We start from the raw sequence: 23,988 nt of genomic DNA on the forward strand, positions 1-23,988 counted from the left end.
TATTCAGGCAACAAGCAAATGACATTTCCAATCATTCGGCGGCATCTTGAATGGGCGGCGCGTGCAATACAGCCAGCAACTCTTGTCGCCGCGCATGCGCCTTCTGAATGCTCGCCTCTTTGACCGGGCCGAACCCCCGTATTTCTTGTGGCAGATTTGCCAGCGCAATCGCGGCATCACGTGTGTCAGTACGGATCACACGTTGCACATCATTCATATCTTCAACAAACTGCTTGATAAGTGCGCGCTCTTGTTTACGCTCGGATGAATAGCCAAACGGATCAAATGGCGTCCCGCGCAAGAATTTGAACCGCGCCAGTTGCGGCATCAATCGCCCGATCCACTGCCCGAACGCACGTTTTTGGGGGCGACCATCATGCCCCTTACGCGCCAAAAATGGCGGAGCCAAATGATAGGTTAGCTTAAGGTCCCCATCAAATTCAGCCTCGGCCTTTGCCTGACTCTCGGATAGCATCCGAGCGACCTCATATTCATCCTTATATGCCAATAGCTTGTGATAGGATATCGCGACGGCGCGGCGCATTGGTTCGTCTTGGAACTGGTTCACTAACGTGCGGTACTGCCGCGCGAGGCGTTTACCCTGATACTTTGTCAGTGCCGCCTCGCGGTATGTAATCTGGCTCTCCAACGAACGCGGCATTGAAACCACATTCGGTGTCACCGCGGCATCCGCTTCGGCAGGATGCAGATAGGCCCAGCGCCCAATTTCAAATGCATGCAAATTTTGATCCACAGCCGCGCCATTCAGCGTGATCGCTTGGGTAATTGCAGCGTATGACAGTGGGATCGCCCCCATTTGCCACGCCGCCCCAAAGATCATCATGTTTGAGAAAATACTATCCCCCAGCAGCGCCTTGCCCAGCGCAGAGGCGTCGAACATGTTAAGCTTTTCGTGAAATCTCGACTCGAGCGCGACGCGCAGTTGGTCAGTTGGCAATTTGAACGTCGTGTCACGTGTAAAGTCGCCAGTGATGATTTCGTGGCTATTGACGACACCCATCGTATGGCCTGACTTCATCAACCCAAGCGTCTTAGCACCGGCACTGACAACCAGATCGCCACCAATCAACGTGTCGCATTCCCCTGTCGCCACGCGGATCGCGTTAATATCAGCAGGCGCTTCGGCTATCCGACAATGGATGTGCACAGCACCGCCCTTTTGGGCTAGCCCCGCCATTTCCATCATGCCGACGCCTTTGCCATCAAGATGCGCGGCCATAGCCATAACAGCACCAATCGTGACAACACCTGTACCACCAACGCCAGTGATCACGACGTTATGGGTTCCATCAATCTTCGGCAGCTTAGGTTCCGGCATATCCGGCAGATCCACATTCGTGGTGGCTTCTTTTCGGTTTTTTGCACCTTCAATGGTGACGAAGGATGGGCAGAAACCGTTTACGCAGGAAAAGTCTTTGTTGCAGCTAGACTGGTCAATGGCCCTTTTACGCCCCAGCTCGGTTTCAACGGGAATGATGGAAACGCAATTCGATTGCACACCACAATCACCACAGCCTTCGCAGATATCAGTGTTAATGAAGACACGCTTATCTGGGTCAGGGAATTGCCCCCGCTTGCGCCGTCTTCGTTTTTCGGCAGCGCAAGTCTGCACATAGACGATGGCCGACACGCCCTTATGCTGACGATAGGTATCGTGCACCTGCGCCAGTTCATCACGAAGATGCACATCCAGCCCCTTAGGGAACTGCGTTAGATCGACATCTTCGTTCGGGTCATGGACGAGGGCCACATGCGCAACCCCCATCGCCAGTAATTCACGACAAATCTGTTCGGCTTTCAGCCCACCGTCATTCCCCTGCCCGCCAGTCATAGCGACAGCATCATTATACAGGATTTTATAGGTGATATTGGTCCCGGCCATCAGCGCAAAGCGGATCGCCTGAACGCCGGAGTGGTTATAGGTGCCATCCCCCAGATTTTGGAACACGTGGTCACGGGTAGAAAACGGGGCTTCACCGATCCAGTTAGCGCCTTCGCCCCCCATATGGGTAAAGCCCACTGTGTCGCGATCCATCCATTGCACCATGTAATGGCATCCGATCCCGGCATAGGCGCGACTTCCCTCGGGAACCTTGGTCGAACTGTTATGTGGACAGCCAGAACAGAAATACGGCAAACGCGCTGCGATCTCTGGGGCGTTATCGGCACGCCGGGCGGCATCAAGCATCTCTAGCCCAGCAAGGACACCATCAGTGGCGCATCCTTCCTCGGCGAGTATGCCGCCGACCTTTTCCGCAATCCATATAGGGTCAAGCGCCGCCTTTGTCGGGAACACCTCTTCACGACGACCAGCGGAATGCTCATCCCCCTTATGCCAACCATACACACGCCGCCCATGCCTGTCGTCAAACAAGGCCTCTTTGACCTGCACCTCGATCAGCTTGCGCTTTTCTTCAACGACGACGATCAGATCAAGCCCTTCGGCCCAATCGTGAAAGCTAGCCATATCTAGCGGCCATACCTGTCCAACCTTATACGTGGTGATCCCAATCGCTTCGGCAGTCTGCTCATCAATGTTGAGCAATGACATCGCATGCTGCAAATCCAGCCAGTTCTTACCTGCAGCAACAAAACCAATACGCGCCCCGGGTTTCCCCCACTTTCGTTGGTCCATCTTGTTAGCACGTGAAAACGCCTCTGCGGCAAAGCGGCGGTGGTCGATCACCCGGGCCTCTTGCAACTGAGGCGTATCAACAAGGCGGATATTCAGCCCACCTTCCGGAAGGTCCAGATCAGGCGTCACGAAATCCAGCCGATGCGGGTCACCATTTATGACAGATGTTACCTCGATCGTGTCCTTCATGGTCTTCAGGCCAACCCAAAGCCCCGAAGAACGCGACAATGCATAAGCATAGAGCCCGTAATCAATGACCTCTTGGACACCTGCGGGCGAGACAATTGGCATATACGCATCAACCATGGCCCAATCAGATTGGTGCAATGTAGTAGAGCTCTCTCCGGTGTGGTCATCCCCCATCGCCATGACAACGCCACCGCATGGGGACGTACCCGCCATATTGGCGTGGCGCATCACATCACCAGACCGGTCAACCCCTGGCCCCTTACCGTACCATAGGCCAAAGACACCGTCGTATTTACCTTCACCGCGCAATTCGGCCTGCTGGGTACCCCATAGGGCCGTCGCAGCGAGATCTTCGTTTAAACCCGGCTGAAACGTAACCTGCGCATCCCTAAGGGCCCGACCCGCACGTTCCATCTGCATATCCACGGCACCCAAAGGCGAACCACGATACCCAGTGACATAGCCGGCAGTATTCAAACCCTCCCGCTCATCACGTGCGCGCTGCATCAACATCAACCGAACAAGCGCCTGCGTGCCATTCAGCAACACCTGCGTCTTAGCTAAATCATACCGATCATTCAAAGATGCCTTATGATTGGTCATACCGCACCTCCCCTGCGCATGAAACTGCTCAAAACCAGCTTAGGTCAAAAATACTGACCTACAAAGAAGAAAATATTCGCCGAACAGGTTTGCAACCGTTTAGTGCAATAGCGTACAAACGATAACGAACCACCAATAACAATAAACACAGTGGGCTAATATGGACTGGGACAAACTAAGAATCTTCCACGCGGTTGCAGACGCAGGGTCACTGACCCACGCGGGCGATACGCTGCATCTTTCTCAGTCCGCTGTAAGCCGGCAAGTCAGAGCACTGGAAGAATCGCTTAATACAACCTTGTTCCACCGCCACGCCCGCGGCTTGATTCTGACCGAGCAAGGAGAATTGTTGTTCGACGCGACCAAGTCGATGAACAAACGGCTAGAGGCGGCGGCCGCGCGGATCAAAGACAGCGAAGAAGAAGTATTTGGCGAACTACGGGTCACGACAACAACGGGGTTTGGTACGCTGTGGCTCGCGCCGCGCCTTCCAAAGCTATACGAAAAGTATCCCGATCTGAAAATCGATCTGATGCTCGAAGAGCGCGTGCTTGATCTGCCAATGCGCGAAGCCGACGTTGCGATCCGTATGAAAGAACCGTCACAGGCCGATCTTATCCGCAAGCGGCTGATGTCCGTACGTATGCGCCTTTACGCATCCGAGGAATACATCGCCAAACACGGCATGATTAACGACGTTGAAGACATCACGAACCACCGGCTGATATGCCAAAGCCTGAATTCAACCCAAGTCAGCGCTGGCGCCACACTTGTGCAACACCTCATGACCTATGACGTGCACAGCCTATTTACCGTGAATAACTATTTCGGCGTGCTTCAGGGCGTGGTGAACAACCTTGGTGTAGGCGTCCTGCCCGATTACCTCGTCGAAGACTTCCCGCATATGGTCAGAATTCTACCCGATCTCGAAAGCGGCGAAGTACCTGTGTTTCTCGCCTATCCCGAAGAATTGCGCCAATCCAAACGCATCAGCGCCTTCCGCGACTTTGTTCAAGACGAAATTTTCGCACACCGCCGGAAACTACGCGAAGCGGCAGAAGGCCCGGCTGAATAGATTTCAGCGCGGCCATAACCACCACGTGAACGCTGTAGCCTTTACCTAGTCCGCTAGTCGCTTGGAGAAAAATGCAAATGCCTCATGAAATACCGGATGCCACTCCTTACCTAGCGGCTTCTTAATTGGGTGCCAGAAAAAGCGAAATACGTGGCCGAAGTCATCGTCGGTCTCCCATAGCCAGCTATCGGCAGAGTTATTGACGACCAAACAAAAGAAATGCCAACGCTGCTTGTCAGGCCCAACGTCGCAGACCCCAATATTTGTAAACGCAGAAGACGCCTCAATGCCGCTTTCCTCTCGCAGCTCACGCTCTGCGGCGGCGATGGGATCCTCGCCCGACTTGATGGTACCTTTAACAAACTGTTTTCCGGCACTTGGGTGAACGAACGCGAGCACTTCCATATCGGCACCTTGCCGTCGAACGACGATAGGGCAAGCCTTTTCAACCAGATTCATTCCAACCTCCCTGTCGGAGCGTGCTACCATTGACGGAAATGTCAGCACGCTAAGCAACCTAGCGGACAAGCTTAGAGATGCAATTTTGCGCGCCTCGCAAACGACCTATGCACATAGGGCATAGCGGAATTGCGTATTAATTTAGGATTTTTCCTTGAATGCTGAAAATATGGACCCTATCTCGACCCTTGAAGGCGAAGATGCTTATACGCTCATCGCTTTCACCTCCCTGTTGGACTTAGCCGGGCCTTGCGCCCGGCATTTTTTTTGCCCGGTGTAAACATCCCCGACCGCTACAACGGCCTGCGATGATTATGCAAACTGCATATCAACCGCGAACCAACCTAACAAATGACTATCTATTGACCCTTCCAACCAGCGCAACAAGGCCGTAAAAGGCCGCAACGCTGCTTGGGAGACGACCATGACCGAACCAAAGATCACCGATGAACTGATCGCTTCACACGGGCTATCGCCTGATGAGTACGAGCGCATCCTAGAGATCATCGGACGCGAGCCAACCTTCACAGAGCTCGGCATCTTTTCGGCCATGTGGAACGAGCACTGTTCATACAAGTCTTCCAAGAAATGGCTACGCACCCTGCCAACCGAGGGGCCACAGGTTATTTGCGGCCCCGGTGAAAACGCAGGTATCGTTGATATCGGTGACGGTCAGGCCGTGGTTTTCAAGATGGAAAGCCACAACCACCCATCATACATCGAACCTTACCAAGGCGCCGCAACTGGTGTGGGTGGCATTCTACGCGATGTCTTTACAATGGGTGCCCGCCCTATCGCGGCGATGAACTCGCTTTCTTTCGGCCAACCGGATCACCATAAAACACGGCAACTTGTAAACGGCGTTGTCGCTGGTGTTGGTGGCTATGGAAACTGCTTTGGCGTTCCTATGGTTGGCGGCGAAGTTCGCTTTGACCCTGCTTACAACGGCAACTGCCTTGTGAACGCATTCGCCGCTGGTCTGGCCGATACCGACAAGATTTTCTATTCCGCTGCTTCCGGCGTCGGCATGCCTGTTGTTTATCTGGGCGCGAAAACTGGCCGTGACGGTGTTGGCGGCGCGACGATGGCGTCCGCAGAATTTGACGACACAATCGAAGAAAAGCGCCCAACCGTTCAGGTGGGTGACCCGTTCACCGAAAAACGCCTGATGGAGGCCACGCTGGAACTTATGGCAACAGGCGCTGTGATCTCGATCCAAGATATGGGTGCGGCTGGCCTAACTTGTTCTGCCGTTGAAATGGGTGACAAAGGTGGGCTTGGCGTTACGCTCCACCTTGAAAACGTTCCCCAGCGCGAAGAAAATATGACCGCCTATGAGATGATGTTGTCAGAATCGCAGGAACGCATGTTGATGGTTCTCAAGCCAGAGCTTGAAGCCGAAGCGCGCGCCGTATTCGAAAAGTGGGACCTCGATTTCGCAATCGTCGGTGAAACGATCGCCGAAGATCGTTTCATTGTCCTGCATAACGGCGAAGTCAAAGCCGACCTGCCGTTGGCGACACTGTCTGGTTCCGCACCAGAATATGACCGCCCATGGGTTCCAACCCCTGCGGCCGAACCCTTGGCTGATGTTCCCGGCGTTCTACCAATTGATGGCCTAAAGGCATTGATCAGCAGCCCAAACTACGCAGGCAAGCAGTGGGTCTATGAACAATACGACCAACAGGTTATGGGTGACACGGCACGAACACCGGGCGTTGGTTCGGGGATCGTGCGCGTGCACGGCACCGAAAAATCGCTGGCCTTCACCAGCGACGTGACACCACGGTATGTCAAAGCCAACCCTGTTGAAGGCGGCAAACAAGCCGTTGCCGAAGCCTACCGCAACCTAACAGCCGTGGGTGCGACACCCCTTGCGACAACGGACAACATGAACTTTGGCAACCCCGAAAAGCCAGAAATCATGGGCCAGTTCGTCGGCGCGATCCAAGGGATCGGCGAAGCGGTGACAGCGTTGGACATGCCAATCGTATCCGGCAACGTATCACTATATAATGAAACAGACGGCACGGGCATTCTGCCAACGCCGACGATTGGTGCAGTCGGGATCATCCGTAACACCGCAGATATGATCAACGGCCAAATCCGCGAGGGTCACGTGCTCTTGCTTGTCGGTGAAACGGCCGGTCACCTCGGACAATCCGCCCTACTCGCCGAAGTGTACGGCCGTGTGGAAGGCGATGCACCGCATGTTGATCTGGCGGCAGAAAAACGCAACGGTGACTTTATCCGCGCTAACCACGAAATGATCGCCGCTTGTACCGACCTGAGCGACGGTGGACTTGCGCTCGCGGCGTTTGAAATGGCTGAAACCGCCGGTGTGGGTATTAGCATCGATGCCGAAGACACGCCGACACTATTTGGCGAAGACCAAGCACGCTATCTGATTGGCTGTAACTTCGATATGGCAGAAGCACTAATGATCGCAGCATCTGAGGCAGGCGTTCCATTAACAATGGTTGGGAAAGTCGGCGGCGAAACCGTTAGCTTTGGCCAATACGATGCACCACTTAGTGAGCTAGCGCATACATTCAGAACAGCTTTCGCTGACGCAGTCGCGTAAGCATTCTGATAACGCGAAAACTATTCAACCGGGTGTGGGCTCTTGCCGCCCCGGTTTTGCGTGCCTAGATTATAGGTAACCGACCAAAGGACTTCTAATGCCTATCACAGCCAACGAAATCGAAACGCTCCTTCGCGAAAGTTTCCCAGAAGCCACCATCAACGTCCAAGGCGATGATGGCGCGCATTTCGCAGCCGAAGTGATCGACGAAAGCTTTCGGGGTAAAAACAGGGTTCAGCAACAGCGCTCTGTCTATGCAGCCTTAAAAGGCAAAATGGATGGAAGCCAAGGCGAATTACACGCCCTAGCCCTCACAACCAAAATTCCAGAATAAGGACCATACTCATGAGCGCCGAAATCCAGATCAAAGATACCGTCACTAACAACAACGTCGTGCTTTTCATGAAAGGCACGAAATCCATGCCGCAGTGTGGGTTTTCTTCGCGTGTTGCCGGCGTTCTGAACTTTATGAGCGTCGATTTTGCTGACGTAAACGTTCTTGCCGACGACGAAATCCGCCAAGGCATCAAAGATTATTCCGACTGGCCAACAATCCCGCAGCTTTACGTCAAAGGCGAATTTGTTGGCGGCTGTGACATCATCACCGAAATGATGCTGTCAGGCGAACTGGACACATTGTTCACAGACAACGGCGTTGCATTCGACAAAGACGCAGCAGACAAAATCCGCGAAGCTAACGCGTAAGCATGCCAACTATTACCCCAGATCGAATCGCTTGATTTTGCTTCATTGGCGTGATCGTGGCGGCATTGATCCGGGGTATATGGTACATATGGCGAGAATTTCGACCATCGACAAATTGGCGCAACTCGATTGGCACTGAAGCGCTAGATTATGACGCTTTCAATGCAAGCATGCGAATTCGGCTACCACTGCATCGCATGGCAGTAGTGCGGGTGACCTGATCCCACGACACGTTGAACGTCCACAGCCACTAAGACGAACAAGCTATAATGAAGAAGCGAGCGCGACGAACCTTGTACAAGGCATCGTGCGAATGAACCCAATCGTCGTTTTCATGCGGCGTATTGATGAATTTGACGCTAACAGCTTAGACGCGAAAATGCGTGACATGCTGGACGCGACGGGCCTGCCTTATAAGGCGGTCGATGTCAGCAAAGACCCAACGATGCACCTCGCCTTCCCTGAGGAAGGATCAGAAGTGTCATTGCCCGTGCTTTATGCGCACGGACAAAAGATTGGGACATTTCCAGAAGTAGATCAGCTCTTCCGAAGTGGCACCCTTGCAGATGCTCTAAAGAAAACGAGTTAACCCTGCCCGTCGACTTGATCAGCCAAGGCTTCGGCGCGCGCCGCGATTTCAGCAAGCGCATCTTTCACGGCAGCAGGCACCACGGGCACCTCTACACGTTCAGGAACCGGCGCAGGCTGCGAACGCAGTGTTTTCAGCTCTGAACGCAACGCTTCGACCTCGGTCTGTGCTTTGATCAGCTTGCTATCCATTCCAACAGCCTTATCCGCCAACATAAGCCCCGCCATAAGAAGCATGCGTGCCTCGGGCATACGGCCCATTTGATCGGCAAGATGCGATGCTTCGCTATCTAGCAACGCGGCGGCCGATTGCAGGAACTGTTCTTCACCTACCTGACACGCAACTTCAAAGCTGCGGCCCCCAATCGAAATCTCAACCTGCGGCATGGGAGGTCTCCTCGACCAGTGGTTTTAGTTCAGACAAGATCGCGTCGATCTCGGTTGCTTCAGCGTTTCTCTGATCTTGCAGCGCCTTCAGCTCTGCTGCGACAGCTTCGTTCACCAATTCAGGCGACAGCCCTTGGGTAACGGCATCGCGCAATTTAGTGTTCAATTCACGCATCTGCGCGTTGGACGCGCGCAAGGTCTGAAGCTGCGCATCATAGGCGGCAAGCTGCGCACGTTGCTTTTCGACACGCTCCGTTAGGCTCGCGACTTGGGTGTCTTGGCGATCTTTTAGCGCCCGCACACGTTCGACCAATTCCGCATTCGCGGCACGTTCGCTTTGCAGCGCAGCGTGTAGCCCGGCATCAGAATCGCCACTGCTTTGGCTTTCGATACTACGCCTAATGCGATCCAAGGCCGTCGTGATACGGCCTTCTAATGTACTAATATCACTCATCCGCTCGTCCTTTTGGCCCACCTGCGCCGAGGCGTGCGCCCGCCATTCATATTACTTTCATTCGACTAACGCTGAATTTTGCCTTCAGTCTTTCGTCATCTTGCCGAATCGCGCCTCTTGCCGATCAGACTAAGCGATACAGGAGTGGGCGGCAAATCACAGCAGCTGTGGAAATTGAACGGCTTAACCGTCGCGCTTGATCTTGGGGGTCACCCTGATATGACGCTGACAAGCAAGACATTCACCTTTGGAATAGGACGTGACCACCTTGGATATTAAAGCCCTGCGTACAGCCCACCCTGAACACTGGAACAAAGCTGCTGCTATTCGCACACTGACGCTCGATGCTGTTGCTGCTGCGAACTCTGGCCACTCTGGCATGCCGATGGGCATGGCCGACGTTGCCACCGTATTATTTGAAAAGCACCTAAACTTTGATCCAAAGGCCCCTGCTTGGCCGGACCGCGACCGTTTTATCCTGTCTGCTGGCCACGGCTCAATGTTGCTTTATTCACTGATGTACCTGACGGGCTACGAAGACATCACACTCGATCAAGTCAAAGACTTCCGTCAATGGGGCGCGAAAACTGCGGGTCACCCTGAATTCGGCCACGCACGTGGGATTGAAACAACCACAGGTCCGCTGGGCCAAGGTATCGCGAACTCTGTCGGTTTTGCGATCGCCGAAGAAATCCAGCGCGCGACTTGGGGCAAAAAGATCATTGATCACAACACTTACGTGATCGCAGGCGACGGGTGCCTAATGGAAGGCGTCAGCCAAGAGGCCATCGGTCTTGCTGGCATGCAAAAGCTGGGTCACCTTTGTGTTCTTTGGGACAACAACAACATCACCATCGACGGCACCGTCGATATGGCTGACATTACCGACCAGCCTGCCCGCTTTGCGGCATCCGGATGGCATGTTCAGTCAATTGATGGCCATGACCCAGAAGCGATCGATGCGGCGCTAACAGCTGCCAAGGCTGACCCACGCCCATCAATGATCGCATGCAAAACCCACATCGCTTTGGGTCACGCAGCGCAAGATACGTCCAAAGGTCACGGCGCACTTACGAATGCTGACCAGTTGAAAGCCACCAAAGAGCTTTACGGCGCACCTTTGGGTGACTTCGAAGTCGCTGCTGACGTCAAAGCCCAGTGGGAAGCCATCGGCGCACGCGGTGCAGAAACACGTGCCGCTTGGGAAGAACGCTTTGCGACGCTTTCCGGCACGAAACAGGCCGAGTTCAACCGCGCTTACGCCGGCGAAGCCCCGAAAAAGCTTTCCGCGACGATCCGCGCCCTGAAAAAGCAGATCAGCGAATCCCAGCCAAAAGTTGCGACACGCAAATCGTCTGAAATGACGCTTGAGGTCGTGAACCCAATCATGGGCGAAACCATCGGCGGCTCTGCTGACTTGACGGGTTCAAACAACACAAAGACTTCCGATCTGGGGATCTTCAACCCTGATAACCGCAAAGGTCGCTATATCTATTACGGTGTGCGTGAACATGGTATGGCGGCTGCGATGAACGGCATGGCGCTGCATGGCGGTGCGCGCCCTTATGGCGGAACGTTCATGTGCTTCACTGACTACGCGCGCGGCGCAATGCGCCTGTCAGCGCTGATGGGTATTCCGACAACTTATGTCATGACCCACGATAGCATCGGGCTTGGCGAAGATGGTCCAACGCACCAGCCGGTTGAACACCTTGCTATGATGCGTGCAACGCCAAACACCCACGTTTTCCGCCCTGCGGATACGGTGGAAACGGCCGAAAGCTGGGAAATGGCACTGACATCGACCAGCACGCCATCTGTGCTGTGCCTGTCACGTCAGAACCTGCCAACAGTGCGCACAGAACACAAAACCAAGAACCTGACCGCCCAAGGCGCATATGTTCTTGCCGAAGCAACCGGCAAACGTCAGGCGATCTTGATGGCGACTGGTTCCGAAGTCGAAGTCGCACTTGCGGCACGCGACCTTCTAGAGGCTGAAGGCATCGGCACACGTGTCGTTTCAATGCCATGCTGGGAACTGTTCGAAGCCCAAGACGAATCTTACCGCAAGCGCGTCTTGCCTGCAGGTCCAGTGCGCGTAGCGATCGAAGCAGGCGTGCGTCTGGGTTGGGACAAATGGCTGATGGGTGAACGGGGCAACAACAAAAAGGCAGGCTTTGTTGGCATGCCTGGCTTTGGTGCCTCGGCCCCAGCAGAACGTCTATTCGAAGAGTTCGGCATCACGGCCAAAGACACAGCTGATCTGGTTAAATCTCTGATCAAGTAAGCTATCACCGCTCAGCCGAGGTTTCCTTTGGCTGAGCGGTACCCTGCTGCTTAACCCGGCATTACCTTGCGCCAAATTGGTGCGATAATCTTGGTTCCCACAGGGATTAGCACGATCCCAAGCGCAAGACCAAACACCCCATACATTCCAGCAGTTGAAAACCACTTGGTGGTCGCCTGAAACGACGCAGGCACTTGGTGGGCTGCGATCTCTGCCCAGTCATGGATGTGATGACCTAGCCATGAAAACCCTAATTCTTCTAGCCCGTGTACGATGATTGACCCACCGACCCACAACATTGCAGCGGTACCAACCCACGTCAGCACAATCAGGAAACCCGGCATACTGTGGACCAGCCCACGCCCCACAGCGCGGGTCGCGCCCAGCCGGCCCTTGTGCGCCATAGCAAGCCCAACGTCGTCGGCTTTGACGATCAGCGCAACAGCACCATAGACCAGCGCGGTAATCCCAAATGCGACAACAACTAATGTACCCGCCTGCATCCAAATACTTGGGCTGTCAATCGCTGCCAGCGCAATCGTCATTATCTCGGCTGACAGGATGAAGTCTGTCTTAATGGCACCTTGAACTTTCTCTTCCTCCAAATGCGCAGGATCGCCTACATCTTCATAACCGTCGTGGTGCGACGAAAACGCATGGACGATCTTTTCAGCACCTTCAAAGCATAGGTATCCCCCACCCAACATCAACAGCAGCGGGATGAGCCACGGCGCAAATGCCGATAGCAAAAGTCCCGCGGGCAACAAGAACACCAGCTTGTTTTTAATCGACCCAAAAGCAATTCGGCCAACGATTGGTAATTCACGATCCGCCGAAAACCCATGCAGGTATTTCGGCGTTACTGCAGCATCATCAATGACCGCGCCCGCGGCCTGCGCCCCAGCTTTGGTCGCCTGTCCGATCACATCATCAACTGACGCCGCCGCCACTTTGGCAATAGCCGCCACATCGTCCAGCAACGCAAGTAATCCGCTCATGGTTCACCCCTAAATTTGATTCGTTGTTCAATGTAACGCAACCGCGCAATACGCCAAGCCCCAGACGTTAGCGAAAACAGTTAGCGCAACCATCAAAAGTTAACGCTAACATATTGAATATGTACACTTTTTAACTTCCCCAAGCGCGACGCATTGCCTATGAAACCATAACACCGCTATATGGAGCGAAGCGCATGACAGTCACCATCGGTATCAACGGATTTGGGCGGATCGGCCGCTGTACGCTCGCGCATATCGCCGAGGCCGCACGCAATGATGTTCAGGTTGTTAAAATTAATGCGACTGGCCCGATTGAGACAAATGCCCACCTTCTAAAATACGATAGCGTCCACGGTCGTTTCGGCAGTCCGATCAAGATTGACGGAAACACCCTTGATCTCGGACGTGGCCCGATTGACGTCATGTCGACGTACAACCCCGACGAGCTTGATTGGTCCGGCGTCGATGTCGTTTTGGAATGCACCGGCAAATTCAACGACGGCGAGAAATCAAATATCCACCTAGAGCGCGGCGCAAAAAAGGTTCTGATTTCGGCGCCGGCAACGAATGTTGACCGCACTGTCGTCTATGGTGTGAACCACCGCGACCTCTTGGCGACGGAACGCATGGTATCTAACGGGTCGTGTACAACAAACTGTTTGGCTCCGCTTGCCAAAGTCCTGAATGACGCCATCGGAATTGAACGCGGCATCATGACCACGATCCACAGCTACACTGGTGACCAACCAACGCTAGATCGCAGGCACAGCGACCTCTACCGCGCACGTGCCGCAGCTATGGCAATGATCCCAACATCAACTGGCGCCGCCAAGGCACTGGGCGAAGTCCTGCCAGAGCTTGCAGGCAAGCTTGATGGCACTGCAATGCGGGTCCCTACCCCCAATGTCAGCGCCGTAGATTTGACGTTTGAAGCCGGTAAATCAGTTTCCGTCGAAGACGTGAACGCAATCGTCGCCGAGGCCGCGAACGGTTACATGGGCATGGTCATGTCCTACGACGACGAAGCCAAAGTCAGCATTGACTTTAACCACACCACCCAAAGCAGCATCTTTGCGCCTGACCAAACAAAGGTCGTGGGCGGCAAAACCGTGCGCGTACTGGCATGGTACGATAACGAATGGGGTTTCTCGTCACGGATGGCAGATGTCGCCGCGACGATGGGGCGGTTAAACTAACGCCTTCACCTTTTCGAAACTGAAAATGCGATAACACCTGTCTAGGCATCGGGTTTCCCGATCTTTGCCTGAAACCAACTTTACGTTTCAGGCCCAAGCAAGCTAGACAGGTAATATGACCAACACCATTGCATTCATCCTTGCTGTACTCATCACGGGCTTTGTCGCCCTTGATCACTACGTGCTGGAATGGGGCAGTGTACCGTTTCTATTTCGTAAGCTCATCGATCTCATTGACTACATCGCAATCTGGCGCTGATACCGATCTACGGTTGACCTTTTCGGATAAATCGCAATGTTAGCGCCAACAGTCATCCCTTAGGAGATACCATCATGGTCGTTAAAGTCGCCATCAACGGATTTGGTCGTATTGGCCGCAACGTATTGCGTGCAATTATCGAAAGCGGTCGCACCGATATTGAAGTTGTCGCTATCAACGATTTGGGTCCCGTTGAAACAAATGCACATCTGTTGCGGTTTGATTCCGTGCACGGCCGCTTTCCCGGTACAGTGACCACAACAGAAACAACAATCGACGCGGGCCGCGGCCCGATTGACGTGACCGCAATTCGCAACCCTGCGGATCTGCCGTGGTCGCACGTTGATGTTGTTCTAGAATGTACGGGCATCTTCACAAGCAAAGAAGCTTGCCAAGCGCACCTCGATAACGGCTCTAGCCGCGTTCTGATTTCTGCGCCGGGCAAAGACGCCGACAAAACAATCGTGTTTGGCGTGAACGACGATGCGCTAACATCCGACGATATCGTCGTGTCCAATGCGTCTTGCACCACCAACTGCCTGTCCCCAGTTGCAAAGGTCCTGAACGACGCCATCGGCATCACGAAAGGCTTTATGACAACAATCCACAGCTACACCGGTGACCAGCCAACGCTCGATACCATGCACAAAGACCTGTACCGCGCACGCGCTGCTGCATTGTCCATGATCCCGACGTCAACAGGTGCCGCCAAAGCTGTCGGTCTGGTTCTGCCAGAACTAAACGGCAAATTGGACGGCGTTGCGATTCGCGTACCAACACCAAACGTTTCTGTCGTTGACCTGACATTCGAAGCCTCACGCGCGACAACGGTCGAAGAGGTGAACGCAGCCATCATCGCTGCCGCTGACGGCCCGCTGAAAGGCATCTTGGGCTACACTGACCTTCCAATGGTCAGCTCTGACTTTAACCACGATCCGCATTCGTCAATCTTCCACCTTGACCAAACCAAGGTTCTAGACGGCAACATGGTGCGTATCCTCACATGGTACGACAACGAATGGGGCTTCTCTAACCGGATGAGCGACACAGCCGTTGCGATGGGTAAACTGATTTAATCAGCGCTGCCCGTCAGCGATATATTCTAAAAGCCGGCCCATTTGGGTCGGCTTTTTTTATTGAACGCCTCACAAAGAGCGACATGCGCTATACGCATATCCGAACGCCCCAACCGACAGTTGTGCGATGAACTGACATCACTAAGTATGGAACACGAAACAACAATGAGCTGACCAAAGAAGGAGCTTACAGTGACTGTTTTTAATAACGTAATGTCCGCTTTCCAAAGACGTGTCGCCTATTCGCGCCTTAAATACGAACTACAAAGCATGCCGCAAGAAACAGCCATAGATCTTGGCCTCTTTCGCGAAGACGCGGCAAAAATCGCCACAAAAGCCGTGTACGGATAACCCTATTCCTCTAACGCAGACTGTCAAAGAGGTTGCGCATTTGGTGCCGATAAGCGCTATTTGAAATCAAATCGTGATGGGTTGCGCCAGGTAACTCCGCAACTGTGACGGCCACTTGGGCGCGCTCCATTTCCTGAGCGAGGCGCATACCTTCTTTTAATGGGATCAGTGTGTCCGCTGTACCGTGCGAGATCAATACAGGCGCATTGATCTGATCAATAAACGCAAGCGAATTCCAACGCTGCACACCGGGCAGATAACAGGCAGGCAACCAAGATGCCGCTGTCATCAGGTCGCACATCCGGGCATAGGGCGCGTCTAAAATCACGGCATCAACCGCACGCGCCGATGCGACATAAAGTGCCAGTCCCGTCCCCAACGAATAACCGTGGACGACGATCGCGCCGTCATGCTGTTCTGATAGGTAATCGTAAGCCGCCAATGCTTGAGCCTTTAACAAAACCTCTGACGGGGTTCCCAGGATACCGCCACCGCCCGGATATTCCAGTGCGACAAGCGTGCGGTCAGCATCGGTGTGAACCGATAGGTTCTGTTGAAAATACGCAAGCGCGCCGCCGTTCCCCATAAAATAAAGAACCGCCGGCGCGTCATCGGCCCCATCATACACCTGAAGATGCGCATGCGTCTCCGCCAGCTGCACAGATTCGAATTGAGGGTTTGAAAACGGCGCATCTCCGAAAGGGTAGATAAACTGCGGATGGACCCAAATCATAACCAACGCATAAAGTAGGTACATGCCCGCCAGACCTTTTAAGATCACTTACCAAATCGATCCTTTAGCGCAGTATTTACCGCCGGGGTGACGAACTTTGAAACGTCACCGTCAAGCCGCGCAATTTCTTTCACTAATTTTGAAGCAATTGCTTGATTCTTTGCATCGGCCATCAAAAAAACAGTTTCGATCGAGTTATCCATCGACCGGTTCATGCCAACCATCTGGAATTCATATTCGAAATCCGCAACAGCCCGAAGTCCCCGAATAATGACGCCAGCGCCAACATCATGGGCACAGTCGATTAACAAGTTCTCAAACGGATGAACGACAACTTCGCACCCGCGGTCTTTGCCAAGTGGGACGCATTCGGCCTCTACCATAGCCACGCGTTCCTCTAATGAAAACAAAGGGCCCTTGTCGCGGTTTATCGCTACGCCAATCACAAGGCGATCGACCAGCGAACAAGCACGACGAATTATATCGATATGTCCATGCGTTACCGGATCAAATGTACCGGGATAAAGTCCTACACGCATGGCGTACCTCGTTCTATGATTTAGCTGCGCGCACGCAACAATATTACGCGGGGGATTGCAAGGGGGCTAATGCCCCATAATCATACCTTCGAGCGCGTCTTTTTCCATAGACAGTTCCGCTAGCCGGGCTTTGACGACGTCACCAATTGAAATCAGACCAATCATCGCCCCGTCTTCCATAACCGGCATATGGCGAAAGCGCCCCGATGTCATCATCTCAAGAACAGCATCTGCAGTGTCGCCGGGACTGCATGTGACCAGTTTTTCGGTCATCATTTGCGCCACTTTATCGGACAGGCAGGTCGCCCCGCGCCGTCCCATTTCACGTACAATGTCACGTTCTGACAAAATACCATCTAGCGAAACGCCATCAGCGGAAACAACCACTGTCCCAATCCGTTTTTCGGACAGCAGGCTTACGGCGGCAGCGACAGGATCACTTGGCTTGACTGACACAACGCCAGTGCTGTCTTTGGTTTTAAGGATTTGGGAAACAATCATCGCGGACTCCTTGATAGGGTTGCAGGTGGTTAGGCTCTCAAATCAGAGGGCTATCTGTCAAGCGTGCGATTTTCTCAAGGCGCGCAACTTCGCCGTGAATGCCCGATATTATTGCTTTAGCCACCTTATTCAATCTGTCAGATTGGCGGTCAGACGTGTGACGCACCAGATAAAACGACCGCGTCAGCGATATTTCATCCACAAGAACACGTCGCAACTCAGGCGCGAAAGGTAGCGCGAAATCGTGAACAATTCCTATACCTGATTGTCGGATCATCTGGAGCTGAACCGCAACTGAATTCGATGCCAATTGAACTCCTTGCGCGCCTAGGTCGCCAAGATAGTCGAGTTCTTTGTCAAAAATCATATCCGGAATATAACCGACGATGGGTTTTCCGCGAATATCGTCGCGGGTCACCAATGCTGGATCGTCGGTCCGGGATGCAAGGTGTAATTTATAGTCTGTAATACGTTGCACCGTCAGCCTACCTGCGGCCGGTGGGCTAACGGTCACGGCCATATCCGCCTCTCGGCGGGACAAGTTCACGACGCGAGGCAAAGCTAGAATTTGAATTTCAAGCGCAGGGTTTTCCGCTTGAATCGCCGCACAAACCTGCGGCAACAAAAAATTCGCCGCCCCATCAGGAGCGCCGATTCTGATTTGTCCAGTTAACCCGGATGACCCGCCCTGCCCTTCGTCGCGCGCCAAAACCAGATGCGCCTCGGCTTCGGCAGCACGATCACGCATTCGTTCGCCAAGGTCAGTCAATGCATAGCCCTGCGGTGATTTCACGAACAAAATCGCCCCTAACGATCGTTCCAATCGCGCGATCCTCCGCCCCAGCGTTGCGGGGTCCATTTTCAGGATCGGCGCAGCCCCCGACAGGCTTTCGGCGCGTGCAACAGCAAGAAACACCCGCATGTCATCCCAATTATCCATCCTATACCTACATTTTTGCAAATTGGTTTTGGTATATTCATTGTTTTACGTTGAAAAACGCAAGCCTATAGTTTTTGCAACAAACGGAGGATTCCATGCAAGAGCTTACTCATTATATCGGCGGCGCGCACGTAAAGGGCACATCTGGCCGCTTTGCGGATGTCTACAATCCAGCAACCGGCGAAGTGCAGGCCAAGGTCCCGCTCGCCAATGCTGATGAAATGGCGCAGGCCGTTGATATCGCGGCAAAAGCACAACCAGCTTGGGCGGCGACCAACCCACAACGTCGTGCACGCGTAATGATGAAATTCGTCGACCTACTGAATCGCGACATGGACAAGCTCGCAGAGGCGTTGTCGCGCGAGCACGGTAAAACGCTTCCTGATGCTGCAGGTGACGTACAGCGCGGCCTTGAAGTGGCTGAATACTGCATCGGTGCGCCAGAAATGCTCAAGGGTGATTTCACCGATGGTGCTGGTCCGGGTATTGATATGTACTCGATGAAGCAAGCATTGGGTGTCACCGCCGGGATCACACCGTTTAACTTTCCAGCGATGATTCCAATGTGGATGTTTGCACCCGCAATCGTATGCGGCAACGCCTTTATCCTTAAGCCATCAGAGCGTGATCCATCTGTCCCGCTGATGCTGGCCGAATTAATGGAAGAAGCAGGCCTGCCCAAAGGTATTTTACAAGTCGTCAACGGCGATAAAGAAGCGGTAGATGCGATCCTTGATCACGACGTGATCCAATCGATTGGTTTTGTCGGATCAACCCCAATTGCCGAATACATCTATGGTCGCGGCTGTTCGAACGGCAAACGCGTTCAGTGTTTTGGCGGCGCGAAAAACCATATGATCATCATGCCTGATGCAGATATGGATAAGGCAGCAGATGCGCTTATTGGGGCGGGATACGGTGCAGCTGGTGAACGCTGCATGGCGATTTCAGTCGCGGTTCCCGTGGGTGATGAAACGGCTGACCGCCTGATTGAAAAGCTGGTCCCTCGGATTGAAAAACTCAAGGTTGGGCCATACACGGGTGGCAATGATGTGGATTACGGCCCTGTCATTACTGCCGCAGCCAAAGCAAATATCCTAAGCCTGATCGAAAGCGGCGTTACCCAGGGCGCAGACCTTGTAGTCGACGGACGCGACTTTAACCTCCAAGGCTATGAAGACGGTTACTTTGTAGGGCCACACCTGTTTGATAACGTCACCAAAGAGATGGATATCTACAAAAAGGAAATCTTTGGCCCTGTCCTGTCATGCGTACGTGCACAATCCTACGAAGAGGCGATCGGCCTTGCCATGGACCACGAATACGGCAACGGTACCGCGATCTTTACCCGCGATGGCGACGCAGCGCGCGACTTTGCAAGCCGGATCAACATCGGCATGGTCGGAATTAACGTGCCGATCCCCGTTCCGCTTGCTTACCACACCTTCGGTGGCTGGAAAAAATCTGTCTTTGGTGACCTTAACCAACACGGTCCCGATGCGTTCAAATTCTACACGCGCACTAAAACCGTGACGTCCCGTTGGCCGTCGGGCATCAAAGAAGGCGGCGAATTTAACTTCAAACCAATGGAGTAGAGCACGCCAAAATACCGTTAGGGAGGGAACAAGATGAAAATCGGGTTTATTGGTCTAGGCAACATGGGTACTCCGATGGCCCGTAATCTACAAGGTAGCCATGACATTACGGGCTACGATCCTTCGGCTAAACCTGACGGTATTCCTTTGGTGGCAAGCGCCGCGCTGGCCGCCAAAGACGCAGATGTCGTTATCACCATGCTTCCTAACGGTGAAATACTGCGATCAGTCTCAAATGAAATTCACCCGGCGATGCCTGCGGGGTCAATTCATTTGGACTGCTCGACGGTCGATGTCGACTCTGCACGGTATGTCGCAGATCAGGCCAGCACCCACGGACTAAAGGCCGTGGACGCACCCGTTTCGGGTGGTATCGGAGGTGCCAGCAATGGCACACTTACATTTATGGCTGGCGGCGCCCCAGACGCCTTTTCAGCGATACAACCTCTGTTCGACCTCATGGGTCAGAAGGCCGTGCATTGCGGTGATGCAGGCAGTGGTCAAGCCGCAAAAATTTGCAACAACATGATCCTTGGCGTCACTATGATTGCCACCTGCGAGGCATTCGCGCTCGCGGATAAACTAGGCCTTGATCGGCAAGCGATGTTCGATGTGGTTAGTACATCCAGCGGATCAAGCTGGTCCATGAACACCTATTGCCCTGCCCCCGGCATTGGACCGAACAGCCCCGCTGATAACAACTACACCCCCGGATTCGCGGCCGAGCTGATGCTCAAAGACCTGAACCTATCGCAAATGGCAGCCGCCGCCGCTGACGCCGATACGCCAATGGGGCAGGCCGCACGCGACCTTTACGCAGATTTCGTCGAAAACGAAGACGGTCATGGCAAAGACTTTTCGGCAATGCTACCCCGGTTCGTCGCGCGGCATCACGAAAACTGATGCCACGCTTCAATTTATTCTGCCGCGACGGTCTTGGGGCCTAGCATCTCTTTCAGATAACGACCTGTATGGCTCTCGGTGACTTCGGCAACCTTTTCCGGTGTGCCCGTCGCAACCACCCGTCCGCCACCGTCACCGCCTTCTGGCCCGATGTCGATGATGTGGTCAGCGGTTTTTACCACGTCGAGGTTATGTTCAATCACAACAACCGAATTGCCCTGATCAACCAGCTCGTGCAGCACCTCTAGCAGCTTGCGAACATCTTCGAAATGCAGACCAGTGGTCGGTTCATCCAAGATATACAGTGTGCGCCCCGTGGACTGGCGCGCCAGTTCTTTTGATAGTTTCACGCGTTGCGCTTCACCACCTGACAAAGTCGTCGCCTGTTGGCCCACCTTAATATAGCCCAAACCAACGCGCATCAGCGCATCCATTTTGGACCGGATCGACGGCACCACGCTAAAGAACTCCTGCGCATCTTCTACTGTCATATCAAGCACATCGGCGATGGACTTGCCCTTAAACTTAATCTCAAGCGTCTCGCGATTATAGCGCGCGCCTTTACAGGTTTCACAAGTCACGTAGACATCGGGCAAGAAGTGCATCTCGATCTTGATAACACCATCGCCCTGACAGGCTTCGCAACGCCCGCCCTTCACGTTGAACGAAAAGCGGCCCGGTTTATAGCCCCGCGCCTTGGCCTCAGGCATGCCAGCGAACCAATCGCGGATCGGGGTGAACGCGCCCGTATAGGTCGCAGGGTTTGACCGAGGGGTTCGCCCGATGGGACGCTGGTCAATATCGATCACCTTATCCAGGTGCTCGAACCCTTTGATGGTTTCACATGGGGCTGGCGCCTGCCGCGACCCGTTCAACTTTTGCGATGCATTCTTAAACAGCGTTTCAATCGTCAGGGTGGATTTCCCGCCACCGGAAACACCTGTCACACAAACGAACTGCCCCAGCGGGAAATCGACAGTGACGTTCTGAAGGTTGTTCCCTGTCGCCTTCACAACCGTCAGCTTCTTTTTGTTACCCTTGCGGCGCTTGGCCGGCACGGCAATTTCGCGGGTGCCCGTTAGATATTGTCCTGTCATCGATGCAGCGTTCGCCATGATTTCAGCGGGGGTACCTTTGGCCACCACTTGCCCACCGTGCACACCCGCACCTGGACCAATGTCAAAGACATAGTCAGCCTCGCGAATGGCTTCCTCATCATGCTCTACCACGATGACGGTATTGCCCTGATCGCGCAGGTTCTTCAGCGTGGTCAGCAGGCGGTCATTGTCACGCTGGTGCAACCCGATCGACGGCTCATCCAACACATAAAGCACGCCTTGCAGGCCCGACCCGATCTGTGACGCCAACCTGATCCGCTGGCTTTCACCACCAGACAAAGTACCCGAATTTCGCGCCAGCGTCAGATACTCCAACCCAACGTTATTCAAGAACCCAAGACGTTCGCGAATTTCCTTCAGGATCGCCTTGGCGATTTCGTTCTTTTGCGCGGTCAGTTGATCAGGCACCGCCAGGCACCAATCATAGGCGTCCTTGATTGACATCTGGACCACCTGCCCAGCATGCAGACCTCCGATCTTCACGGCCAGTGCTTCTTGGCGCAGACGGTAACCGCCGCAGGTGCCACAAGGCCGGTTGTTCTGGTACTGCTCAAAATCCTCGCGGATCCAATTGCTGTCCGTCTCGCGATAGCGGCGTTCCATATTCGGGATCACGCCTTCGAACGCACGTTCAACCTGATAGACACGCCCACCCTCGTCATAGCGAAACTTGATCTCTTCCTTGCCCGATCCGTACAAAAAGACGTTCTGCACCTTTGGGTCTAGGTCTTTCCAGCGCGAATTCTTGTTGAAACCATAGTGCTTTGCTATGGCCTCGATGGTCTGCAAGAAATAAGGCGATTTGCCTTTGCGCCACGGTGCAATTGCACCATCAGCGATTTTCAACGTCACATCGGGCACACAAAGCCCTGCATCAAAGAACAGCTCTACCCCCAACCCATCACAGCTTGGGCAGGCACCAAAAGGCGCATTGAACGAAAACAGACGCGGTTCGATCTCGGGGATGGTAAACCCAGAAACCGGACAGGCAAAGTTTTCGGAAAATGTGATACGCTCTGGCTCGCCCTCAGATGGGGCTGTTTCAAGAACGGTGATACCGTCAGCCAGATCAAGCGCAGTGCGGAAACTATCGGCCAGCCGTGTTTCCAACCCTTCGCGCACAACGATCCGGTCAACCACCACATCAATATTGTGGCGGAATTTCTTATCCAGCGTCGGCGGCTCGTCTAATTCATAGAATTCGCCGTCGACCTTTACGCGCTGGAAACCCTGCTTGCGCAGCTCTAGGAATTCTTTGCGATACTCGCCCTTACGGTCACGAATAATTGGGGCAAGCAGATAGCCGCGCGTGCCCTCCTCTAATGTCATGACACGGTCGACCATATCTTGAACTTGCTGCGCCTCAATCGGCAGGCCAGTCGCAGGGCTGAACGGCGTCCCTGCCCGTGCGAACAGCAGGCGCATGTAGTCGTAAATTTCAGTGATCGTACCCACGGTCGAGCGCGGGTTTTTCGACGTTGTCTTTTGTTCAATCGAAATCGCCGGAGAAAGGCCACTGATGTGATCCACATCGGGCTTTTCCATCATATCAAGGAACTGCCGCGCATAGGCCGACAAGCTTTCGACATAGCGGCGCTGGCCTTCGGCATAGATGGTATCAAACGCTAGCGACGACTTCCCAGAACCCGACAGCCCGGTGATAACCACCAGCTGATCACGCGGAATATCCACGTCGATGTTCTTAAGGTTATGCTCGCGCGCGCCGCGCACTTCGATGTTCTTCAGCTCTGCCATGAGGCCCCCGCAGGAAATTCAGTTAACAGATAGTAGA

Annotated in this window: 22 protein-coding genes; 12 read left to right on the forward strand and 10 right to left on the reverse strand. The window is 53.9% G+C overall.

The window, feature by feature from the left end; all coding sequences use genetic code 11:
* Nucleotides 1-31 precede the first annotated feature (31 nt).
* Complete coding sequence (locus tag CYQ09_RS05990) at nucleotides 32-3,448, reverse strand: indolepyruvate ferredoxin oxidoreductase family protein (protein WP_106744456.1); 3,417 nt, start codon at nucleotides 3,446-3,448, stop codon at nucleotides 32-34.
* A gap of 160 nt (nucleotides 3,449-3,608) precedes the next feature.
* On the opposite strand from CYQ09_RS05990, the gene CYQ09_RS05995 reads away from it, so the two are divergent.
* Entirely contained in the window at nucleotides 3,609-4,523 is a 915-nt protein-coding gene (locus CYQ09_RS05995; protein WP_106744457.1) for a LysR family transcriptional regulator, read from the forward strand.
* 45 nt (nucleotides 4,524-4,568) lie between these two features.
* Here CYQ09_RS05995 and CYQ09_RS06000 read toward each other — a convergent pair whose 3' ends face one another.
* Nucleotides 4,569-4,982 carry an NUDIX hydrolase gene (locus CYQ09_RS06000; RefSeq protein ID WP_162617576.1) on the reverse strand — a complete coding sequence of 138 codons (414 nt, stop codon included), beginning with the start codon at nucleotides 4,980-4,982 and terminating at the stop codon, nucleotides 4,569-4,571.
* A 424-nt stretch (nucleotides 4,983-5,406) separates the two neighbouring features.
* Between CYQ09_RS06000 and purL the strand changes: the two genes are divergently transcribed.
* The 4 genes from purL (at nucleotide 5,407) to CYQ09_RS06020 (ending at nucleotide 8,860) form a co-directional block, all read left to right on the forward strand.
* On the forward strand, nucleotides 5,407-7,566 hold the full coding sequence (purL, locus tag CYQ09_RS06005) for a phosphoribosylformylglycinamidine synthase subunit PurL (RefSeq protein WP_106744459.1): 2,160 nt from the start codon (nucleotides 5,407-5,409) through the stop codon (nucleotides 7,564-7,566).
* A gap of 97 nt (nucleotides 7,567-7,663) precedes the next feature.
* Nucleotides 7,664-7,900, forward strand: coding sequence for a BolA/IbaG family iron-sulfur metabolism protein (locus CYQ09_RS06010; protein ID WP_106744460.1), 237 nt, complete (start codon nucleotides 7,664-7,666; stop codon nucleotides 7,898-7,900).
* A gap of 11 nt (nucleotides 7,901-7,911) precedes the next feature.
* Nucleotides 7,912-8,271, forward strand: coding sequence for a Grx4 family monothiol glutaredoxin (gene grxD, locus CYQ09_RS06015; RefSeq protein ID WP_106744461.1), 360 nt, complete (start codon nucleotides 7,912-7,914; stop codon nucleotides 8,269-8,271).
* Between the two features lie 313 nt (nucleotides 8,272-8,584).
* Nucleotides 8,585-8,860, forward strand: a complete 276-nt coding sequence (locus CYQ09_RS06020) for a hypothetical protein (RefSeq protein ID WP_106744462.1) — start codon at nucleotides 8,585-8,587, stop codon at nucleotides 8,858-8,860.
* Here the strand turns inward: CYQ09_RS06020 and CYQ09_RS06025 are convergent.
* Nucleotides 8,857-9,246: a cell division protein ZapA gene (locus tag CYQ09_RS06025; RefSeq protein ID WP_106744463.1), complete on the reverse strand. Its 390-nt coding sequence runs from the start codon at nucleotides 9,244-9,246 to the stop codon at nucleotides 8,857-8,859. The genes CYQ09_RS06020 and CYQ09_RS06025 overlap by 4 nt on opposite strands.
* Nucleotides 9,233-9,700, reverse strand: coding sequence for a hypothetical protein (locus CYQ09_RS06030; protein WP_106744617.1), 468 nt, complete (start codon nucleotides 9,698-9,700; stop codon nucleotides 9,233-9,235). Before CYQ09_RS06030 ends, CYQ09_RS06025 begins: the two co-directional genes overlap by 14 nt.
* 268 nt (nucleotides 9,701-9,968) lie before the next feature.
* On the opposite strand from CYQ09_RS06030, the gene tkt reads away from it, so the two are divergent.
* On the forward strand, nucleotides 9,969-11,987 hold the full coding sequence (gene tkt, locus CYQ09_RS06040) for a transketolase (protein ID WP_106744465.1): 2,019 nt from the start codon (nucleotides 9,969-9,971) through the stop codon (nucleotides 11,985-11,987).
* Between the two features lie 50 nt (nucleotides 11,988-12,037).
* On the opposite strand, the gene CYQ09_RS06045 is transcribed toward tkt, so the two are convergent.
* Entirely contained in the window at nucleotides 12,038-12,985 is a 948-nt protein-coding gene (locus CYQ09_RS06045) for a DUF808 domain-containing protein (protein WP_106744466.1), read from the reverse strand.
* Nucleotides 12,986-13,179: 194 nt separating this feature from the next.
* On the opposite strand from CYQ09_RS06045, the gene gap (CYQ09_RS06050) reads away from it, so the two are divergent.
* The 4 genes from gap (CYQ09_RS06050) (at nucleotide 13,180) to CYQ09_RS18405 (ending at nucleotide 15,867) form a co-directional block, all read left to right on the forward strand.
* On the forward strand, nucleotides 13,180-14,181 hold the full coding sequence (gene gap, locus CYQ09_RS06050; RefSeq protein WP_106744467.1) for a type I glyceraldehyde-3-phosphate dehydrogenase: 1,002 nt from the start codon (nucleotides 13,180-13,182) through the stop codon (nucleotides 14,179-14,181).
* A gap of 115 nt (nucleotides 14,182-14,296) precedes the next feature.
* Nucleotides 14,297-14,440: a hypothetical protein gene (locus tag CYQ09_RS18255; protein ID WP_162617577.1), complete on the forward strand. Its 144-nt coding sequence runs from the start codon at nucleotides 14,297-14,299 to the stop codon at nucleotides 14,438-14,440.
* A 74-nt stretch (nucleotides 14,441-14,514) separates the two neighbouring features.
* A complete protein-coding gene (gene gap, locus CYQ09_RS06055) occupies nucleotides 14,515-15,516 on the forward strand; it encodes a type I glyceraldehyde-3-phosphate dehydrogenase (protein ID WP_106744468.1) in 1,002 nt (333 codons plus the stop codon).
* 192 nt (nucleotides 15,517-15,708) lie between these two features.
* Complete coding sequence (locus CYQ09_RS18405; protein WP_204353903.1) at nucleotides 15,709-15,867, forward strand: hypothetical protein; 159 nt, start codon at nucleotides 15,709-15,711, stop codon at nucleotides 15,865-15,867.
* Nucleotides 15,868-15,877: 10 nt separating this feature from the next.
* Here CYQ09_RS18405 and CYQ09_RS06060 read toward each other — a convergent pair whose 3' ends face one another.
* The 4 genes from CYQ09_RS06060 to CYQ09_RS06075 form a co-directional block, all read right to left on the reverse strand.
* Nucleotides 15,878-16,648, reverse strand: coding sequence for an alpha/beta hydrolase (locus CYQ09_RS06060; protein WP_106744469.1), 771 nt, complete (start codon nucleotides 16,646-16,648; stop codon nucleotides 15,878-15,880).
* Nucleotides 16,645-17,139: a pantetheine-phosphate adenylyltransferase gene (gene coaD / locus CYQ09_RS06065; RefSeq protein WP_106744470.1), complete on the reverse strand. Its 495-nt coding sequence runs from the start codon at nucleotides 17,137-17,139 to the stop codon at nucleotides 16,645-16,647. Before coaD ends, CYQ09_RS06060 begins: the two co-directional genes overlap by 4 nt.
* A 66-nt stretch (nucleotides 17,140-17,205) precedes the next feature.
* Nucleotides 17,206-17,640 carry a CBS domain-containing protein gene (locus CYQ09_RS06070; protein ID WP_106744471.1) on the reverse strand — a complete coding sequence of 145 codons (435 nt, stop codon included), beginning with the start codon at nucleotides 17,638-17,640 and terminating at the stop codon, nucleotides 17,206-17,208.
* 37 nt (nucleotides 17,641-17,677) lie between these two features.
* Nucleotides 17,678-18,580, reverse strand: a complete 903-nt coding sequence (locus tag CYQ09_RS06075; RefSeq protein WP_106744472.1) for a LysR family transcriptional regulator — start codon at nucleotides 18,578-18,580, stop codon at nucleotides 17,678-17,680.
* 95 nt (nucleotides 18,581-18,675) lie between these two features.
* Between CYQ09_RS06075 and CYQ09_RS06080 the strand changes: the two genes are divergently transcribed.
* Nucleotides 18,676-20,175 carry a CoA-acylating methylmalonate-semialdehyde dehydrogenase gene (locus CYQ09_RS06080; protein WP_106744473.1) on the forward strand — a complete coding sequence of 500 codons (1,500 nt, stop codon included), beginning with the start codon at nucleotides 18,676-18,678 and terminating at the stop codon, nucleotides 20,173-20,175.
* A gap of 33 nt (nucleotides 20,176-20,208) precedes the next feature.
* Nucleotides 20,209-21,078, forward strand: coding sequence for a 3-hydroxyisobutyrate dehydrogenase (mmsB, locus tag CYQ09_RS06085; RefSeq protein WP_106744474.1), 870 nt, complete (start codon nucleotides 20,209-20,211; stop codon nucleotides 21,076-21,078).
* 14 nt (nucleotides 21,079-21,092) lie between these two features.
* On the opposite strand, the gene uvrA is transcribed toward mmsB, so the two are convergent.
* Entirely contained in the window at nucleotides 21,093-23,951 is a 2,859-nt protein-coding gene (gene uvrA, locus CYQ09_RS06090; protein WP_106744475.1) for an excinuclease ABC subunit UvrA, read from the reverse strand.
* Nucleotides 23,952-23,988: the final 37 nt, after the last annotated feature.

Source organism: Yoonia maritima, assembly GCF_002933395.1.
GTDB classification, from domain to species: domain Bacteria; phylum Pseudomonadota; class Alphaproteobacteria; order Rhodobacterales; family Rhodobacteraceae; genus Yoonia; species Yoonia maritima_A.

Bases quoted from the DNA above. Each gene is read 5' to 3' on its own strand.
- CYQ09_RS06025 (WP_106744463.1), bottom strand. From the start codon at position 9,246: ATGCCGCAGGTTGAGATTTCGATTGGGGGCCGCAGCTTTGAAGTTGCG.
- CYQ09_RS06020 (WP_106744462.1), top strand. From the start codon at position 8,585: ATGAACCCAATCGTCGTTTTCATGCGGCGTATTGATGAATTTGACGCT.
- grxD (WP_106744461.1), top strand. From the start codon at position 7,912: ATGAGCGCCGAAATCCAGATCAAAGATACCGTCACTAACAACAACGTC.
- uvrA (WP_106744475.1), bottom strand. From the start codon at position 23,951: ATGGCAGAGCTGAAGAACATCGAAGTGCGCGGCGCGCGCGAGCATAAC.
- CYQ09_RS06045 (WP_106744466.1), bottom strand. From the start codon at position 12,985: ATGAGCGGATTACTTGCGTTGCTGGACGATGTGGCGGCTATTGCCAAA.
- CYQ09_RS06030 (WP_106744617.1), bottom strand. From the start codon at position 9,700: ATGAGTGATATTAGTACATTAGAAGGCCGTATCACGACGGCCTTGGAT.
- CYQ09_RS06075 (WP_106744472.1), bottom strand. From the start codon at position 18,580: ATGGATAATTGGGATGACATGCGGGTGTTTCTTGCTGTTGCACGCGCC.
- purL (WP_106744459.1), top strand. From the start codon at position 5,407: ATGACCGAACCAAAGATCACCGATGAACTGATCGCTTCACACGGGCTA.
- CYQ09_RS18255 (WP_162617577.1), top strand. From the start codon at position 14,297: ATGACCAACACCATTGCATTCATCCTTGCTGTACTCATCACGGGCTTT.
- gap (WP_106744467.1), top strand. From the start codon at position 13,180: ATGACAGTCACCATCGGTATCAACGGATTTGGGCGGATCGGCCGCTGT.
- mmsB (WP_106744474.1), top strand. From the start codon at position 20,209: ATGAAAATCGGGTTTATTGGTCTAGGCAACATGGGTACTCCGATGGCC.
- CYQ09_RS06070 (WP_106744471.1), bottom strand. From the start codon at position 17,640: ATGATTGTTTCCCAAATCCTTAAAACCAAAGACAGCACTGGCGTTGTG.
- CYQ09_RS06010 (WP_106744460.1), top strand. From the start codon at position 7,664: ATGCCTATCACAGCCAACGAAATCGAAACGCTCCTTCGCGAAAGTTTC.
- CYQ09_RS06080 (WP_106744473.1), top strand. From the start codon at position 18,676: ATGCAAGAGCTTACTCATTATATCGGCGGCGCGCACGTAAAGGGCACA.
- coaD (WP_106744470.1), bottom strand. From the start codon at position 17,139: ATGCGTGTAGGACTTTATCCCGGTACATTTGATCCGGTAACGCATGGA.
- gap (WP_106744468.1), top strand. From the start codon at position 14,515: ATGGTCGTTAAAGTCGCCATCAACGGATTTGGTCGTATTGGCCGCAAC.
- CYQ09_RS05990 (WP_106744456.1), bottom strand. From the start codon at position 3,448: ATGACCAATCATAAGGCATCTTTGAATGATCGGTATGATTTAGCTAAG.
- CYQ09_RS06000 (WP_162617576.1), bottom strand. From the start codon at position 4,982: ATGAATCTGGTTGAAAAGGCTTGCCCTATCGTCGTTCGACGGCAAGGT.
- CYQ09_RS05995 (WP_106744457.1), top strand. From the start codon at position 3,609: ATGGACTGGGACAAACTAAGAATCTTCCACGCGGTTGCAGACGCAGGG.